13 protein-coding genes are annotated in these 15,726 nt (G+C 67.1%); all 13 read left to right on the top strand.

All coding sequences use genetic code 11. The annotated features are described in order from the left end of the window. Window positions 1-3: 3 nt before the first annotated feature. From rsmH to ftsA, 13 genes are read left to right on the top strand one after another with little or no spacing between them, the layout of a single operon-like run. Window positions 4-945, top strand: a complete 942-nt coding sequence (rsmH, locus tag FAZ69_RS05935; RefSeq protein WP_136893024.1) for a 16S rRNA (cytosine(1402)-N(4))-methyltransferase RsmH — start codon at window positions 4-6, stop codon at window positions 943-945. Further along, window positions 942-1,292: a cell division protein FtsL gene (ftsL, locus tag FAZ69_RS05940; RefSeq protein WP_136893025.1), complete on the top strand. Its 351-nt coding sequence runs from the start codon at window positions 942-944 to the stop codon at window positions 1,290-1,292. The genes rsmH and ftsL overlap by 4 nt, the downstream gene beginning before the upstream one ends. Continuing rightward, the gene (locus FAZ69_RS05945) at window positions 1,289-3,199 is read left to right on the top strand and encodes a peptidoglycan D,D-transpeptidase FtsI family protein (RefSeq protein ID WP_136893026.1); all 1,911 of its coding nucleotides are present in this window, start codon (window positions 1,289-1,291) and stop codon (window positions 3,197-3,199) included. The genes ftsL and FAZ69_RS05945 overlap by 4 nt, the downstream gene beginning before the upstream one ends. Continuing rightward, window positions 3,196-4,743 carry a UDP-N-acetylmuramoyl-L-alanyl-D-glutamate--2,6-diaminopimelate ligase gene (locus FAZ69_RS05950; RefSeq protein WP_136893027.1) on the top strand — a complete coding sequence of 516 codons (1,548 nt, stop codon included), beginning with the start codon at window positions 3,196-3,198 and terminating at the stop codon, window positions 4,741-4,743. Before FAZ69_RS05945 ends, FAZ69_RS05950 begins: the two co-directional genes overlap by 4 nt. Further along, on the top strand, window positions 4,740-6,185 hold the full coding sequence (locus FAZ69_RS05955; protein ID WP_136893028.1) for a UDP-N-acetylmuramoyl-tripeptide--D-alanyl-D-alanine ligase: 1,446 nt from the start codon (window positions 4,740-4,742) through the stop codon (window positions 6,183-6,185). The genes FAZ69_RS05950 and FAZ69_RS05955 overlap by 4 nt, the downstream gene beginning before the upstream one ends. 17 nt (window positions 6,186-6,202) lie before the next feature. Next, the gene (gene mraY / locus FAZ69_RS05960) at window positions 6,203-7,372 is read left to right on the top strand and encodes a phospho-N-acetylmuramoyl-pentapeptide-transferase (RefSeq protein ID WP_136893029.1); all 1,170 of its coding nucleotides are present in this window, start codon (window positions 6,203-6,205) and stop codon (window positions 7,370-7,372) included. Window positions 7,373-7,385: 13 nt separating this feature from the next. Beyond that, window positions 7,386-8,930, top strand: a complete 1,545-nt coding sequence (gene murD, locus FAZ69_RS05965; protein WP_169708569.1) for a UDP-N-acetylmuramoyl-L-alanine--D-glutamate ligase — start codon at window positions 7,386-7,388, stop codon at window positions 8,928-8,930. Next, complete coding sequence (gene ftsW / locus FAZ69_RS05970; protein WP_136893030.1) at window positions 8,927-10,195, top strand: putative lipid II flippase FtsW; 1,269 nt, start codon at window positions 8,927-8,929, stop codon at window positions 10,193-10,195. Before murD ends, ftsW begins: the two co-directional genes overlap by 4 nt. Next, complete coding sequence (gene murG, locus FAZ69_RS05975; RefSeq protein ID WP_136893031.1) at window positions 10,192-11,298, top strand: undecaprenyldiphospho-muramoylpentapeptide beta-N-acetylglucosaminyltransferase; 1,107 nt, start codon at window positions 10,192-10,194, stop codon at window positions 11,296-11,298. Before ftsW ends, murG begins: the two co-directional genes overlap by 4 nt. Continuing rightward, window positions 11,295-12,686, top strand: a complete 1,392-nt coding sequence (gene murC / locus FAZ69_RS05980; RefSeq protein WP_136893032.1) for a UDP-N-acetylmuramate--L-alanine ligase — start codon at window positions 11,295-11,297, stop codon at window positions 12,684-12,686. The genes murG and murC overlap by 4 nt, the downstream gene beginning before the upstream one ends. Window positions 12,687-12,710: 24 nt before the next feature. Continuing rightward, window positions 12,711-13,652 carry a D-alanine--D-alanine ligase gene (locus tag FAZ69_RS05985; protein WP_136893033.1) on the top strand — a complete coding sequence of 314 codons (942 nt, stop codon included), beginning with the start codon at window positions 12,711-12,713 and terminating at the stop codon, window positions 13,650-13,652. Between the two features lie 31 nt (window positions 13,653-13,683). Beyond that, complete coding sequence (locus FAZ69_RS05990) at window positions 13,684-14,448, top strand: cell division protein FtsQ/DivIB (protein ID WP_136893034.1); 765 nt, start codon at window positions 13,684-13,686, stop codon at window positions 14,446-14,448. Between the two features lie 33 nt (window positions 14,449-14,481). Further along, window positions 14,482-15,714, top strand: coding sequence for a cell division protein FtsA (ftsA, locus tag FAZ69_RS05995; protein WP_136893035.1), 1,233 nt, complete (start codon window positions 14,482-14,484; stop codon window positions 15,712-15,714). The last annotated feature ends 12 nt before the right edge of the window (window positions 15,715-15,726 follow it).

The raw sequence follows: 15,726 nt of genomic DNA on the forward strand, positions 1-15,726 counted from the left end.
GCGATGGGAAACGAATTGCGGCATCGCACGGTGCTGCTGGAAGAAGCGGTAAATGCGCTCATCACGCGGCCGGACGGCGTCTACGTGGACGGAACGTTTGGGCGCGGCGGGCACAGCCGGGCGGTGTTGGCGAGGTTGGGCGAGGCGGGCCGGTTGCTCGCGTTCGACAAGGACCCGCAGGCGATCGCCACGGCGCAGGAAATCGAAGACAAGCGCTTTGAGATCGTGCACGAGAGTTTTGCCGCGCTGTCCCGCGAAGTCGCGGCGCGCGGGGTAGGGCGGGTGTCGGGGGTGTTGCTGGATCTGGGCGTGTCGTCGCCGCAAATCGACGACCCGGCGCGGGGCTTCAGTTTTCGCGCCGATGGACCCCTCGACATGCGGATGGACCCGACGCGCGGCGAGTCCGCTGCCGACTGGCTCGCACGGGCAACGCAGCAGGAACTGACGGAGGTGATACGAGATTATGGGGAAGAACGGTTTGCTGTTCAGATTGCAAAGGCGCTTGTTGCTCGCCGGGCAGAGTCCGACCGTCTTGGGCCTCTCGTCACCACGGGGGAGCTTGCCCAAATCGTGGCTAACGCCGTCAAAACACGTGAGAAGGGTAAGGACCCGGCAACCCGCACCTTTCAGGCTATACGGATTCACGTCAATCAAGAGCTTGCGGAGCTGCAAGTCGTACTAGAGGCTGCATTGTCGTTGTTGGAGCAAGGGGGGCGGCTGGTGGTCATCAGCTTTCATTCGCTCGAGGACAGAATCGTCAAGCGATTCATGCAGGCGCACGCGAGTGCGCCCGCGGTCGATCGCCGCCTGCCGATCCGCGCCGTCGATCTGCCCAGCCCGCCGCTCAAGGTGCTCGGCCGCGTGTTCGCAAGCGACGCCGAAGTCGAGGCCAACCCCCGCGCCCGCTCGGCGGTGATGCGCGTCGCGGAGCGCGTCGCGCCATGAGCCGCCTCAATATCTTCCTGTTGATCGTCGCCCTGGGCTGTGCGCTGTCGGTCGTCAACGCGACGAACCAGCAGCGCCGGATCTTCATTGAGCTGCAGCGGGCGCAGGCGCAGGAGCGCCAGCTCCAGCAGGACTACGCACAGCTTCAATATCAGCAGAGCGCGCTGTCGAAGACTTCGCGCATCGAGCAGGTCGCCACCGATTCCCTGAAGATGCAGACGGTCACGACCGGCCGCACGCAGTACCTGACGCTCGCGCGCGGTGAAGCGGTGGCCGAGGATGCGCCGGTGCCGACCTCCGCGCCCGCATCGGCGCCGGGCGCATCGCGCCGCGGAGGCATGCGATGAAAAAGTCGCCGAACCGCAAGAGCGTGACGTTCTCGTCGAGTCCGGTGCTGTCGGTGCGCCTGCCGATGTGGCGCTCGAAGCTCGTCGTGTTCCTGCTTTTCATGGCGTTCGTGGCGCTGGCCGGGCGCGCGTTCTGGATTCAGGGGCCGGGCAACTCGTTTTATCTGAAGCAAGGTGAGAGCCGCTATCAGCGCACGATCGAAATGCCGGCCACGCGCGGCAAGATCCTCGATCGCAACGGGCTCGTGCTTGCGACCAGCCTGCCGGTGCGCGCGATCTGGGCGATTCCCGAATCGGTGCCGGACGATCTCGGCGCGGGCAAGCTCGCCCAGCTCTCGAAGCTGCTCGACATGTCGCAAACGGAGCTGCGCGCGAAGCTCTCCGGCGACAAGACATTCGTCTACATCAAGCGGCAGGTGCCGGTCGACGTCGCCGACAAGGTCACGGCGCTCGATATCCCGGGCATCTATCAGCGCGACGAGTACAAGCGCTTCTATCCGGAAGGCGAGATCACGGCGCACCTGATCGGCTTCACGAACGTCGAGGACGAGGGCCAGGAAGGCGTCGAGCTCGGCGACCAGAAAGTCCTGGTGGGCACGCCGGGCATCCGCCACGTGATCAAGGACCGGATGGGCCGCGTCATCGAGGACGTCGACGAGCAGGTCGTGCCGCACAACGGCGCGGATGTCGATCTGTCGATCGACAGCAAGATCCAATACATTGCGTACGCCAACCTGAAGGCGGCCGTCGAGAAGTTCAAGGCGAAGGCCGGCGCGGCGATGGTGATCGACGTGAGGACCGGCGAAGTGCTCGCGCTCGTCAACTATCCGACCTATAACCCGAACGATCGCTCGCACCTGACCGGCGAGCAGTTGCGCAACCGGATGCTGACCGATGTGTTCGAGCCGGGCTCGATCATGAAGCCGCTTACGGTGTCGCTCGCGCTCGATTTGCACCGCGTGTCGCCGAATACGCTCGTCGACACCGGCAACGGGCATTTCACGCTCGACGGCGCGACGATCACCGACGACAGCGGGTTCGGCGTGCTGACGGTCGGCGGCGTGATCCAGAAATCGAGCAACATCGGCGCGACCAAGATCGCGATGACGCTCAGGCCGGAAGAGATGTGGAATATGTATACGAGCATCGGCCTCGGCCAGGCGCCGAAGGTCGGCTTCCCCGGTGCGGCGCCGGGGCGTCTGCGTCCGTGGAAGAGCTGGCGGCGCATCGAGCAGGCGACGATGTCGTACGGTTACGGCCTTTCGGCGTCGCTGTTCCAGCTCGCGCGCGCGTACACTGCGATTGCGCACGACGGCCAGATCGTGCCGGTGTCGATCTTCAAGACGCCGGGCGACCAGCCGGCGGCCGGCGCGCAAATCTTCTCGCCGACCACGGCCCGCGAAGTCCGCACGATGCTCGAATCGGTCGTGTCGGCCCAGGGCACCTCGCCGGATGCGGCGGTGCCGGGCTACCGCGTCGGCGGCAAGAGCGGCACCGCCTACAAGCACGGCGCGCATGGGTACGACAAATCGAAGTACCGCGCGTCGTTCATCGGCATGGCGCCGATGCCGAATCCGCGCATCGTCGTCGCCGTTTCTGTCGACGAGCCGACGGCCGGCAGCCACTTCGGCGGCCAGGTATCGGGGCCGGTGTTCTCGGGCATCGTCGGCGACACGCTGCGCTCGCTGAACGTGCCGCCCGACATGCCCGTCAAGCAGCTGGTCGTGTCCGACGATTCGGCCAAGGCGGCGCCGGCGGCCGGCGCATCGTCCGCCGTTGCCGTCGCGCAGAAAACGGCCGTCGAGGTTCATGGCGGCGCGAAACAGACGCCCGCCGCGCCGCAAGACGGAGTCAAGCACATCACCGTATCCGATAACGCCAAGATTCGCCCAGGAGTCGTCCGATGAGCGCTGCTCGCCGTCAACATCCGGCGCACCAGCAGATCGCCGATGCGCTCGACTGGCTGCGCGCGCACGCTGCGCCCGGTGCGAACCTGCACGGCGATACACGTACGCTGGCGGCCGGCGACGTGTTTCTTGCCTACGCCGTCGATGGCGCTGACAACCGTCCGTTCATCGACAGCGCGATCGAGCGTGGCGCCGCCGCGGTGCTGTATCAGCCGGAAGGCTTCGACGGCGGCATCGCGGATCCCGCGACCGCGCTCGCCGTTCCGGCGCTGAACGAGCTGGCCGGAGCCATCGCGAGCGGCTGGTATGGCTCACCGAGCGAGGCGATGCTCGTGGTCGGCGTGACCGGCACGAACGGCAAGACGTCCTGCTCGCAATGGATTGCGGCGGCGCTCACGGCCGCCGGAAAACCGTGCGCGATCATCGGTACGCTCGGCAGCGGCATGCCGGGGCACCTCGTCCATACCGGCTTCACGACGCCCGACGCGCCGCAACTGCAACGCAGCCTCGCGCAGCTTCGCGGCGCGGGCGCGCAGGCGGTGGCGATGGAGGTGTCGTCGCACGCGCTGCATCAAGGGCGCGTGAACGGCACGGCGTTCGATATCGCCGTGTTCACGAATCTCACGCAGGATCATCTCGACTATCACGGCACGTTCGAGGCGTACGAGGCGGCGAAGGCGCGTCTCTTCGACTGGCCGGATCTGCGCTGCGCGGTGATCAACCGCGATGACGAAGCGGGCCGGCGCCTGATCGCGCAAACGCGCGGCAAGGTTCGCACGATCGCTTACGGCATCGATGGGGCGCTTGCCGATGCTCCTCAGGCCGATGCAGTGCTGTTGGCCTCGCACGTCCGCGCGACGCCTGTCGGCACCGCGTTCCATCTTTCGTCCGACTGGGGCGAGGCCGACGTCGAAGTCGCGACGCTCGGCGCGTTCAACGTCAGCAACCTGCTTGGCGTGCTCGGCGCGCTGCTCGCCGCCGACGTGCCGTTCGCGATGGCGCTTGCCGAGCTGTCGAAGCTCGAGCCCGTGAACGGCCGCATGCAGCGGCTCGGCGGGCGCTTGCAGAACGACGAGCCGCTCGTCGTGATCGACTACGCGCATACGCCCGACGCGCTCGAGAAAACGCTCGACGCGCTGCGCCCGATGGCCGAGGCGCGCGGCGGCCAGCTCGTCTGCATGTTCGGCTGCGGCGGCGATCGCGACGCGACGAAGCGTCCGCTGATGGGGGCGATCGCGGAGCGGCTGGCCGATACGGTCGTCGTGACGAGCGACAACCCGCGCAGCGAGGACCCGCAGAAGATCATCGACCAGATCGCCTCCGGCATGAAAGATGCGGGCAAGGCGCGCCGCATCGAAGACCGCGCGAGCGCGATCCTCCAGGCCGTGCGCAGCGCGGCGCGCGAGGACGTGGTCGTGCTCGCGGGCAAAGGGCACGAAGCGACGCAGGAAATCATGGGCAAGAAGCGCGCCTTCTCCGATCAGGACCACGCTCGTCTCGCGCTGGCCGCGCGGGCGACGCACACTCGTGGAGGCGGCGAATGACGATGTTTTCCCTGAACGAAGCGGCTTTGGCGATTCCCGGCGCGACCGTGCTCGGCGACGGCGCGACGACCTTCGAGCGCATTTCCACCGACAGCCGCGCGGCCGGTCCCGGCGACCTGTTCGTCGCGCTGAAGGGCGAGCGCTTCGATGCGCACGACTTCCTGCCCGACGTCGCCGCGCGAGGCGTGAGCGCAGCGCTGGTGTCGCGCAGCCCCGGCGAATGGCGGGTGCCGGCGCTGCGCGTCGACGATACGCGCGTCGCGCTCGGCGCCCTGGCGCGCGCGTGGCGCCGGCGCTTTGCGATTCCGCTCGTCGCCGTGACGGGCAGCAACGGCAAGACGACGGTCAAGGAAATGATCTCGTCGATCTTCGCCGCAGCGGCCGGCATGGAGGCGCGTCTTGCGACCGCCGGCAATTTCAACAACGAGATCGGCCTGCCGCTCACGCTGTTCCGCCTGAGCGAGGCACACAAGCTTGCCGTCGTCGAGCTTGGGATGAACCATCCCGGCGAAACCGCCGTGCTCGCGAAGATCGCCGAGCCGACCGTTGCGCTCGTGAACAATGCGCAGCGCGAGCATCAGGAATTCATGGCGACCGTCGAGGCGGTGGCGCTCGAGCATGCGAGCGTGATCCACGCGCTCGGGCCTGCGGGCGTCGCGGTGTTTCCTGCCGAGGACGCCTACGCGGCTATTTGGCGTATTGCCGCGACGGGTAACCGCATCGTAGATTTCGCGCTGCACGCGGAGGACCGTCAAACGCCCGCGGCGGTAACGGGCGAGCTCGAAGGCAACCGTTTGCGCGTCGCGACGCCCGACGGCGCGTTCGAAGCGACGCTGCAAGTGCTCGGCGAGCACAACGCGCGCAACGCGCTCGCGGCGACGGCGGCGGCGGTCGCGTCCGGCGTGCCGCTCGAGGCGATCAAGCGCGGTCTCGAAGCGTTCGAGCCGGTGAAAGGGCGTCTGCAGGTGAAGCGCGCGGCGCTCGGCGCGCTCGCGGGCGCCACCGTCATCGACGACACCTATAACGCGAACCCCGATTCGATGCGCGCCGCGATCGACGTGCTGGCGGCACAAGCCGCGCCGCGCGTGCTCGTGATGGGCGACATGGGTGAAGTAGGCGACCATGGGCCGGAGTTTCATCGCGAAGTCGGCGCCTACGCGCGCGAGCGCGGCATCCACGCGCTCTACGCGTTGGGCGACGCCTCGCGCGACGCCTGCGCGGCGTTCAGCGTTGGCACCGGCGGCGCGAGCGCGTCCCAAGCCGCGCACCATTTCGACGACGTCTCCGCGCTCGTCGCGCACCTGCTGCAAGCGGGCTTCGGCGCAGGCGCGACGCTGCTCGTCAAAGGCTCGCGCTTCATGAAGATGGAGCGCGTCGTGGAAGCGGTTACCGCTTCGCAATTGCAACCTGCCGCACCGGGCGCAGCGCCCGGCGCACACTGAAAGAGAAGGACCCGGCAATGCTATTGGTACTGGCGCAATGGCTGCAGAATGACGCAAGCTTCTTGCGCGTATTCAGTTACCTGACGTTTCGCGCGGTCGCGGCGAGCATCACCGCGCTCATCATTGGGCTCGTCCTCGGCCCGTGGGTGATCCGCAAGCTGACCGCGATGAAGGTCGGCCAGGCCGTGCGCAAGGACGGCCCGCAGACGCACCTCGTCAAATCCGGCACGCCGACGATGGGCGGCGTGCTGATCCTGATCGGCATCGCCATCTCGACGCTCCTGTGGGCCGATCTCACGAACCGCTTCATCTGGATCGTGATGCTCGTCACGTTCGGCTTCGGCGTGATCGGCTGGGTCGACGACTATCGCAAGGTCGTCTATAAGGATCCGCGCGGCATGTCTTCGCGCGAGAAGTATTTCTGGCAGTCGGTGATCGGCATCTTCGCGGCGGTTTATCTCGCGTTCAGCGTGTCCGAGGCGAGCAACGTGCGCGTGTTCGACCTCTTCATGGACTGGGTGAAGAGCGGGTTCTCGATGGGCCTGCCGCCGCACGCCGACCTGATGCTGCCGTTCCTCAAGTCGATCAGCTATCCGCTCGGCGTCTGGGGCTTCATCGCGCTCACCTATTTCGTGATCGTCGGCGCGAGCAACGCGGTCAACCTGACCGACGGCCTCGACGGCCTCGTCATCATGCCCGTGGTGCTCGTCGGCGGGTCGCTCGGCGTGTTCGCGTACGTGATGGGCAGCTCGATTTACTCGAAATACCTGCTGTTTCCGCACATCGCGGGCGCGGGCGAGCTCATGATCTTCTGCTCGGCGATGGGCGGCGCCGGCCTCGCTTTTCTCTGGTACAACACGCACCCTGCGCAGGTCTTCATGGGCGACGTCGGCGCGCTGGCGCTCGGCGGCGCGCTCGGCACCATCGCTGTGATCGTGCGCCAGGAGATCGTGCTCTTCATCATGGGCGGAATCTTCGTCGCGGAGACGGTCTCGGTGATGCTGCAGGTCACCTGGTTCAAGTACACCAAGCGCCGCTATGGCGAAGGCAGGCGCATCTTCAAGATGGCGCCGCTGCACCACCATTTCGAGTTGTCCGGCTGGAAGGAGACGCAGGTGGTCGTGCGTTTCTGGATCATCACCTTGATGCTGTGCCTGTTCGGCCTGTCCACCCTCAAGCTGCGGTAAAGGAAAGCAAGCGATGTTTGGCGAGATGTTTGTCGATCGGCAAAGTCCGATGGTGCTCGTGCTGGGGCTCGGCGAATCCGGCCTCGCGATGGCGCGCTGGTGCGCGCGGCACGGGTGCCGGCTGCGCATTGCCGATACGCGCGAGACGCCGCCGAACCTCTCCGCGCTCGAGGCGCACCGGATCGACGCCGAGTTCATCGGCGGCACGTTTTCGCCCGCGCTGCTCGACGGCGGGATCGAGCTCGTCGCGATCAGCCCGGGCCTCTCGCCGCTCGCCGACGACCTGCGCCCCCTCATCGCAAGCGCGCGCGAGCGCGGCATTCCGGTGTGGGGCGAGCTCGAGTTCTTCGCACAGGCGCTGAAGAAGCTCGGCGAAAGCGGCTACGCGCCGAAGGTGATCGCGATCACCGGCACGAACGGCAAGACCACGACGACGAGCCTCACCGGCCTGCTGTGCGAGCGCGCGGGCAAGAAGGTGGCGGTGGCGGGCAACATCAGCCCGGCCGCGCTCGACAAGCTCACCGAAGCAATCGACAACACCGCGCTGCCCGATGTCTGGGTGCTCGAGCTGTCGAGCTTCCAGCTCGAAACGGCGCATACGTTCGCACCGGATGCGGCCGTCGTGCTGAACATCACGCAGGACCACCTCGACTGGCATGGCGGGCTCGATGCCTATGCGGCCGCCAAGGGCCGCATCTTCGGGCCGCAGACAGTGCGCGTGCTCAATCGCGACGACGCGCGCGTGATGGCGCTCGCGCCCGCGGCTGATACAGCGAAGCAGGCGCCCTCGGACGACAGCGCAGCGCAGGTGGTGACGTTCGGCTTGAACGAGCCGGTGCATGAAGGCGACTACGGCTTGCTGCGCGAGAACGGCATGACCTGGCTCGTCGAGGCGCACGATCGCGACCCCGTCGAAGAGCCTGCGTCGACCCGCCGCCGCAAGCGTGAAGCAACCGGCCCGCGCGAGCTGACGATGAAGCGCCTGATGCCGTCCGACGCGCTGCGCATCCGCGGCTTGCACAACGCCGCCAACGCGCTCGCCGCGTTCGCGCTCGCGCGCGCGATCGGCCTGCCCGCCGCGCCGCTTCTGCATGGGCTGCGCGAGTACCGCGGCGAGCCGCATCGCGTGGAGCTGATTGCTTCGCTCGATGGCGTCGATTATGTCGACGACAGCAAGGGCACGAACGTCGGCGCGACCGTCGCCGCGCTCGACGGCCTCGCGCAGCGCGTGATCCTGATCGCGGGCGGCGACGGCAAAGGCCAGGACTTCGCGCCGCTGGAAGCGCCGGTGGCGCGCTGGTGCCGCGCGGTGATGCTGATCGGCCGCGACGCGCCGCACATTCGCGAGGCGCTCACCGGCGCCGGCGTGACGCTCGCCGACCACGCCACGCTGGAAGCCGCGACGCGCGCGGCGGCCCAGCTCGCCGAACCGGGCGACGCCGTGCTGCTGTCGCCGGCCTGTGCGAGCTTCGACATGTTCAAGGGCTATGCGCATCGCGCGGCGGTGTTCAAGAGCGCGGTCGAGGACATTGCCGCAGAACGGGGGACGATGCTATGAGCTGGTCCGAACGCTTCGGCTCGCGCCTTTCAGGGCAGCGCGGTGCAGTCGGCAAGGCGGCCGAGGGCGCGCACACATCGGGCAGCGGCCTCGCGAGCGCGGTCAGCGGCATGCGTCCGATGCGCTCGCGGATGCTCGACTACGATCACTCGCTGCTGTGGGTCGTGATCGCGCTGCTCGGGCTCGGCGTCGTGATGGTGTACTCGGCGTCGATCGCCATGCCGGATTCGCCGAAGTACGCGGCCTATCACGACTACGCGTTCCTCGTGCGCCATATCGCCTCGCTCGCGGTCGGCGTGATCGCGGCGATCGTCACGTTCAAGATTCCCGTGTCCGTGTGGGACAAGTACGCGCCCAAGCTTTTCCTGCTCGCGCTGCTGGGCCTCGTGATCGTGCTGATCCCGCACATCGGCAAGGGCGTGAACGGCGCGCGCCGCTGGATTCCGCTCGGCATCACGAACATGCAGCCGTCGGAAATCATGAAGCTCGCGGTGACCATCTACGCGGCGAACTACACGGTGCGCAAGCAGGAGTACATGCACAGCTTCGCGAAGGGCTTCCTGCCGATGGCGTTCGCGGTCGGCGTGGTCGGCGCGCTGCTGCTGCTCGAGCCCGACATGGGCGCGTTCATGGTGATCGCCGCGATCGCGATGGGCGTGCTGTTCCTCGGCGGCGTGAACGGCAAGCTGTTCGGCGGTCTGGTTGCGACGGCGGTCGGCACCTTCACGATTCTCGTCTGGGCGTCGCCGTGGCGGCGTGAGCGGATCTTCGCCTACCTCGATCCGTGGGACGACCGCTACGCGCAGGGCAAGGCCTATCAGCTGACGCACTCGCTGATCGCGTTCGGCCGTGGCGAGTGGTTCGGCGTGGGGCTCGGCGGCAGCGTCGAAAAGCTCAACTACCTGCCGGAAGCGCATACCGACTTCATTCTCGCGGTGATCGGCGAGGAGCTGGGCTTCGTCGGCGTGATGGTCGTGATCCTGCTGTTCTACTGGATCGTGCGCCGCTCGTTCGAGATCGGCCGCCAGGCGCTCGCGCTCGACCGTACGTTCGCCGGCCTCATGGCGAAGGGCGTCGGCTTGTGGTTCGGCGCGCAGACCTTCATCAACATGGGCGTGAACCTCGGCCTTCTGCCGACCAAGGGCCTGACGCTGCCGCTCGTGAGCTACGGCGGCTCGGGCATTTTGCTGAATTGCGTCGCGCTCGCTGTTTTGATGCGTGTGGACTACGAAAATCGTGTGCTGATGCGTGGGGGGAAGGTATGAGCTCGACCCCGCAGCGCACACTGATGGTGATGGCCGGCGGCACCGGAGGACACGTGTTCCCGGGGCTCGCGGTCGCGCATCGGATGCGCGGTTGGGGCTGGCGCGTCGTGTGGCTGGGCAATCCGGCCGGCATGGAGGCGTCGCTTGTGCCGAAGCACGGCATTCCGATGGAATTCGTGCGCTTCGGCGGACTGCGCGGCAAAGGCTTGCGCACCAAGCTTGCCTTACCGTTGAACCTGCTGCGCGCGTGCCTCGAAAGCCGCCAGGCGCTCAAGCGCGTGAAGCCCGACGTCGTGCTCGGCATGGGCGGCTACATCACGTTCCCGGCGGGCGTGATGACCGCGCTTTCCGGCCGTCCTCTCGTGCTGCACGAACAGAATTCGATCGCGGGCCTCGCGAACAAAGTGCTCGCGAAGCTCGCGCGCCGCGTGCTCGTCGCCTTCCCGAACGCCTTGCCGGACGCCGAATGGACCGGCAATCCGATTCGCGAGGAACTTGCGCGCATTTTGGCACCCAAAGAGCGCTACGCGGCGCGCAGCGGTCCGTTGAACGTGCTCGTCGTCGGCGGCAGTCTCGGCGCGGCGGCGCTCAATGAAGTCGTGCCCCGCGCGCTCGCGCAGCTGGCGCCGCAAGAGCGTCCGCGCATCGTGCATCAGGCGGGCGCGAAGCACATCGACGCATTGCGCGCGAATTACGAAGCAGCGGGTTTGCAGCCGGGCGACGATTTGCAGCTCGTGCCGTTCATCGACGACATGGCGAAGGCCTACGAGTCCGCCGATCTCGTGGTCTGCCGCTCGGGCGCGATGACGGTCGCGGAGATCGCGGCGGTCGGGGTGGCGGCGCTGTTCGTGCCGTTTCCATACGCGGTCGACGATCACCAGACGACGAACGCCCAATTCCTGTCGGAGCAGGGCGGGGCGGTGCTGGTGCAGCAGCGCGACTTGTCGGCGGAAAAGCTCGCCGACTGGCTGCGCAGCCAGTCGCGCGCGACGCTCGCGGACATGGCCGGGCGCGCGCGCTCGCTCGCGAAACCCGATGCCACCGATCGTGTCGCGCAGGTCTGCGCGGCTGTGGCGCTTGCGCGCCAGGAAGGAACGAAATGAAACACATCGTCAAACATATCCACTTTGTCGGGATCGGCGGCGCGGGCATGAGCGGCATCGCCGAAGTGCTCGTCAATCTCGGCTACCACGTGAGCGGCTCCGATCTCACGAACAACGGTGTCACCGACCGCCTGACGAAGCTCGGCGCGCGCGTCGTGGTCGGCCATGACGCCGCGAACATCGAAGGCGCGGACGCCGTGGTCGTCTCGACGGCCGTGCGCAGCGACAACCCGGAGGTGCTCGCCGCGCGCCACCGCCGCATTCCGATCGTGCCGCGCGCGGTGATGCTCGCGGAATTGATGCGCCTGAAGCAGGGCATCGCGATCGCCGGCACGCACGGCAAGACCACGACGACCTCGCTCGTGGCGAGCGTGCTCGCCGCGGGCGGGCTCGACCCGACCTTCGTGATCGGCGGGCGCCTCATCAGCGCGGGCGCGAATGCGCGGCTCGGCACGGGCGACTTCATCGTCGCCGAGGCGGACGAGTCGGACGCGTCGTTCCTGAACCTGTTCCCGGTGATCGAAGTCATCACGAACATCGACGCCGATCACATGGACACCTACGGCCACGACTTCGCGCGGCTCAAGCAGGCGTTCATCGAGTTCACACACCGGCTGCCGTTCTACGGGATCGCCGTGCTGTGCGTCGACGATCCGAACGTGCGCGAGATCCTGCCGTTTGTCTCGAAGCCGATCATCCGCTACGGCTTCGCGCCCGACGCGCAGGTGCGCGCCGTCAACGTGACCGCGCACGAGAGCCGGATGCACTTCACGGCGATGCGCGAAGACGCGGCGCCGCTCGACATCGTCCTGAACATGCCGGGCACGCACAACGTGCAGAACGCGCTCGCGGCGATTGCGATCGCGACTGAACTCGAGGTCTCGGATGCCGATATCCAGCGGGCGCTCGCGGAATTCAACGGCGTCGGCCGGCGCTTCCAGCGCTACGGCGAAGTCGCCGCGGCGGGTGGCGGCAAGTACACGCTGATCGACGACTACGGTCATCACCCGGTCGAGATGGCGGCGACGATCGCGGCCGCGCGCGGCGCGTTCCCCGATCAGCGCCTGGTGCTGGCGTTCCAGCCGCACCGCTTCACGCGCACGCGCGACTGCTTCGAGGATTTCGCCAAGGTGCTCTCGACTGTCGACGCGCTGGTGCTGACCGAGGTCTACGCCGCCGGCGAGGCGCCGATCGTCGCCGCCGACGGCCGCGCGCTCGCGCGCGCGATCCGCGTGGCGGGCAAGGTCGAGCCCGTGTTCGTCGAGACGGTCGAGGAGGTGCCGGAGGCGCTGTCGACGGTGGTGCGCGACGGCGATGTGGTGATCACGATGGGTGCGGGTTCGATCGGCGGCGTGCCCGGCCGGCTGGCGCAATCAAGCGCGCAATGAGCGTGCAACAAGCGAAGGTGTGACATGAGCGGTATCGATCCGAAACTCTTTGGCAAGGTCGCAGTGCTGCTCGGCGGGGTGTCCGCCGAGCGCGAGGTGTCGCTCAATTCCGGCCGGCTCGTGCTGCAAGGGCTGCGCGATGCGGGTGTCGACGCGCATCCGTTCGATCCGTCCGAGCGGCCTCTGTCGTCCTTGAAGGACGAAGGCTTCGCGCGCGCGTTCAACGCGCTGCATGGCGGCTACGGCGAGAACGGCCAGATCCAGGGCGCACTCGACTTCTACGGCATCGAGTACACGGGCAGCGGCGTGCTCGGCTCGGCACTCGGGCTCGACAAGTTTCGCACCAAGCTCGTGTGGCAGCAGATGGGCGTACCGACGCCGCCGTTCGAAGCCGTGCTGCGCGGCGACGACTACGCGGCGCGCGCCGCGGACATCGTCGCGAAGCTCGGCCTGCCGCTCTTCGTGAAGCCGGCCTGCGAAGGCTCGAGCGTCGCGGTCATCAAGGTGAAGAGCGCAGACGCGCTGCCCGCCGCGCTCGAAGAAGCCGCCAAGTTCGACAAGATCATCGTCGTCGAGAAGAGCATCGAGGGCGGCGGCGAGTACACGGCGTGCATCGCGGGCGAGCTCGACTTGCCGCTGATCCGCATCGTCCCGGCGGGGGAGTTCTACGACTACCACGCGAAGTACATCGCCAACGACACGCAGTACCTGATTCCGTGCGGCGTTTCTCCGGCGGAGGAAGCGCGCCTGAAGGCGCTGTCGCGCCGCGCGTTCGACGTGATCGGCTGCACCGACTGGGGCCGCGCCGACTTCATGCTCGACGCGAACGGCAACCCGTACTTCCTCGAAGTGAACACGGCGCCGGGCATGACGGACCACTCGCTGCCGCCGAAGGCGGCGCGCGCGGTCGGCATCAGCTACCAGGAACTGGTCGTCGCCGTGCTGGCGCTGACCTTGAAGAACTGACGCAACAAGCAATAGGGATCGAAGCAACGCCATGTGGAACAACGCTCGCCAGCTCAACCTCGCCGCCAACGCGCTGTACGCGTTGCTGGCGCTCGTGCTGCTGGCGGCGGGCGGCATCTGGCTGATCCAGCGCCCGAACTTCGCGCTGCGCGAAATCAGCATCGACGGCGACACCGAGCACATCAACTCGCCGACGGTGCGCACGAGCGTCGTCGGACACCTGAAGGGCAATTTCTTCACCGTCGATCTCGACGCCGCCCGCCAGCAGTTCGAGCAGATGCCGTGGGTGCGCCGCGCGAGCGTGCGCCGGGTTTGGCCGAATGCGCTGGCTGTCACGCTCGAGGAGTACAAACCGCTTGGAACGTGGGGCGCGGATCAACTGGTGAGCGTCGACGGCGAGTTGTTCACGGCGAACCAGGGCGAGCTGGACGAGGAACTGCCCGCCTTCGACGGCCCGGACGGCACGGCCAAGGAAGTCGTCGCGCGCTATCAGGACTTCAAGAAGTGGTTTGCGCCGCTCAACGCGACGCCAGAAGAGGTGATGCTGTCGCCGCGCTACGCGTGGACGGTGAAGCTCTCGAACGGCACGGAAATCGAATACGGACGGGAGCGCAACCCTCAGACGCTCGCCGACCGCACCCGGCGGCTGATGTCGGCCTGGGCGGCCGTGACGCAGCGCTGGGGCAAGGACATCGAATACGCCGACCTGCGTTATCCGAACGGGTTTGCGATTCGCGCGGCGGGGATGCGCTTCATCAGCGATACGGACAAGGGCAAGAAGCCATTGACGCACTAAAGGCAACAGGACATCACACGCAATGAGCACGCTATGAGCAAAGACTATAAGGACCTGCTGGTTGCCCTCGACATCGGGACGGCGAAGGTGGTGGCCGTCGTCGCCGAGTTGAAGGGCGAAGGCCATTACGAGGTGATCGGCCTCGGCCAGAGCGAGTCGAAGGGGCTCAAGAAAGGCGTGGTGGTCAACATCGAGGCCACTGTGCAATCAATCCAGCGCGCCCTCGAAGAGGCCGAGCTGATGGCCGACTGCAAGATCACGAACGTGTTCACGGGGATCGCCGGCAGCCACATCCGCAGCTTCAATTCGAGCGGGATGGTGGCGATCAAGGACAAGGAAGTGACGCAGACGGATGTCGCGCGCGTGATCGAAACCGCGAAGGCGATCAACATCCCGACCGATCAGCAGGTGCTGCACATCCTCACGCAGGAATTCATCATCGACGGCCAGGAAGACGTGCGCGAGCCGATCGGCATGAGCGGCATCCGGCTCGAGGTGAAGGTGCACATCGTGACGGGCGCGGTGAGCGCGGCGCAGAACATCGTCAAGTGCGTGCGCCGCTGCGGGCTCGAGGTGAACGACCTGATCCTGCAGCCGCTCGCGTCGTCGCTGGCGGTGCTGACGGAGGACGAAAAGGAACTCGGCGTGGTGCTCGTCGACATCGGCGGCGGCACGACCGACATCGCGATCTTCAGCGAAGGCGCGATCCGCCACACGGCGGTGATTCCGATCGCGGGCGACCAGATCACGAGCGACATCGCCATGGCGCTGCGCACGCCGACGCCGGACGCCGAGGACATCAAGGTGAGCTACGGCATCGCCAAGCAGGCGCTCGCCGATCCGGACGAGATGATCGAAGTGCCGGGGCTGGGCGAGCGCGGTCCGCGCACGCTGTCGCGGCAGGCGCTGGCGGCGGTGGTGGAGCCGCGCGTCGAGGAGCTGTTCTCGCTCGTGCAGCAGGTGGTGCGCGAGTCGGGCTACGAAGAGCTTTTGAGCTCGGGCGTGGTGCTGACGGGCGGCGCGTCGATGATGCCGGGCATGGTCGAGCTCGGCGAAGACATTTTCCTGAAGCCGGTGCGCATCGGCGTGCCGGAATACGCGGGCGGCCTCGCGGACGTGGTGCGCAATCCGCGCTACTCGACGGCGATGGGTCTGCTCGTCGAAGGACGCTCGCAACGGATGCGCGGCCGCAAGGTCGCGGTGCAGTCGGGTTCGATGGGCCAGGTCTTCGTGCGGATGAAGGACTGGTTCCTGGGCAATTTCTAAACGGTTCTCGAA

Source organism: Trinickia terrae, assembly GCF_005144415.1.
In the GTDB taxonomy this organism is placed as follows: Bacteria; Pseudomonadota; Gammaproteobacteria; order Burkholderiales; family Burkholderiaceae; genus Trinickia_A; species Trinickia_A terrae.

What these genes read in the sequence shown, in the direction of transcription:
- FAZ69_RS05945 (WP_136893026.1), top strand. Translation starts at nt 1,289, where the DNA reads ATGAAAAAGTCGCCGAACCGCAAGAGCGTGACGTTCTCGTCGAGTCCG.
- FAZ69_RS05990 (WP_136893034.1), top strand. Translation starts at nt 13,684, where the DNA reads ATGTGGAACAACGCTCGCCAGCTCAACCTCGCCGCCAACGCGCTGTAC.
- ftsW (WP_136893030.1), top strand. Translation starts at nt 8,927, where the DNA reads ATGAGCTGGTCCGAACGCTTCGGCTCGCGCCTTTCAGGGCAGCGCGGT.
- ftsL (WP_136893025.1), top strand. Translation starts at nt 942, where the DNA reads ATGAGCCGCCTCAATATCTTCCTGTTGATCGTCGCCCTGGGCTGTGCG.
- mraY (WP_136893029.1), top strand. Translation starts at nt 6,203, where the DNA reads ATGCTATTGGTACTGGCGCAATGGCTGCAGAATGACGCAAGCTTCTTG.
- FAZ69_RS05950 (WP_136893027.1), top strand. Translation starts at nt 3,196, where the DNA reads ATGAGCGCTGCTCGCCGTCAACATCCGGCGCACCAGCAGATCGCCGAT.
- FAZ69_RS05955 (WP_136893028.1), top strand. Translation starts at nt 4,740, where the DNA reads ATGACGATGTTTTCCCTGAACGAAGCGGCTTTGGCGATTCCCGGCGCG.
- ftsA (WP_136893035.1), top strand. Translation starts at nt 14,482, where the DNA reads ATGAGCAAAGACTATAAGGACCTGCTGGTTGCCCTCGACATCGGGACG.
- rsmH (WP_136893024.1), top strand. Translation starts at nt 4, where the DNA reads ATGGGAAACGAATTGCGGCATCGCACGGTGCTGCTGGAAGAAGCGGTA.
- murD (WP_169708569.1), top strand. Translation starts at nt 7,386, where the DNA reads ATGTTTGGCGAGATGTTTGTCGATCGGCAAAGTCCGATGGTGCTCGTG.
- FAZ69_RS05985 (WP_136893033.1), top strand. Translation starts at nt 12,711, where the DNA reads ATGAGCGGTATCGATCCGAAACTCTTTGGCAAGGTCGCAGTGCTGCTC.
- murG (WP_136893031.1), top strand. Translation starts at nt 10,192, where the DNA reads ATGAGCTCGACCCCGCAGCGCACACTGATGGTGATGGCCGGCGGCACC.
- murC (WP_136893032.1), top strand. Translation starts at nt 11,295, where the DNA reads ATGAAACACATCGTCAAACATATCCACTTTGTCGGGATCGGCGGCGCG.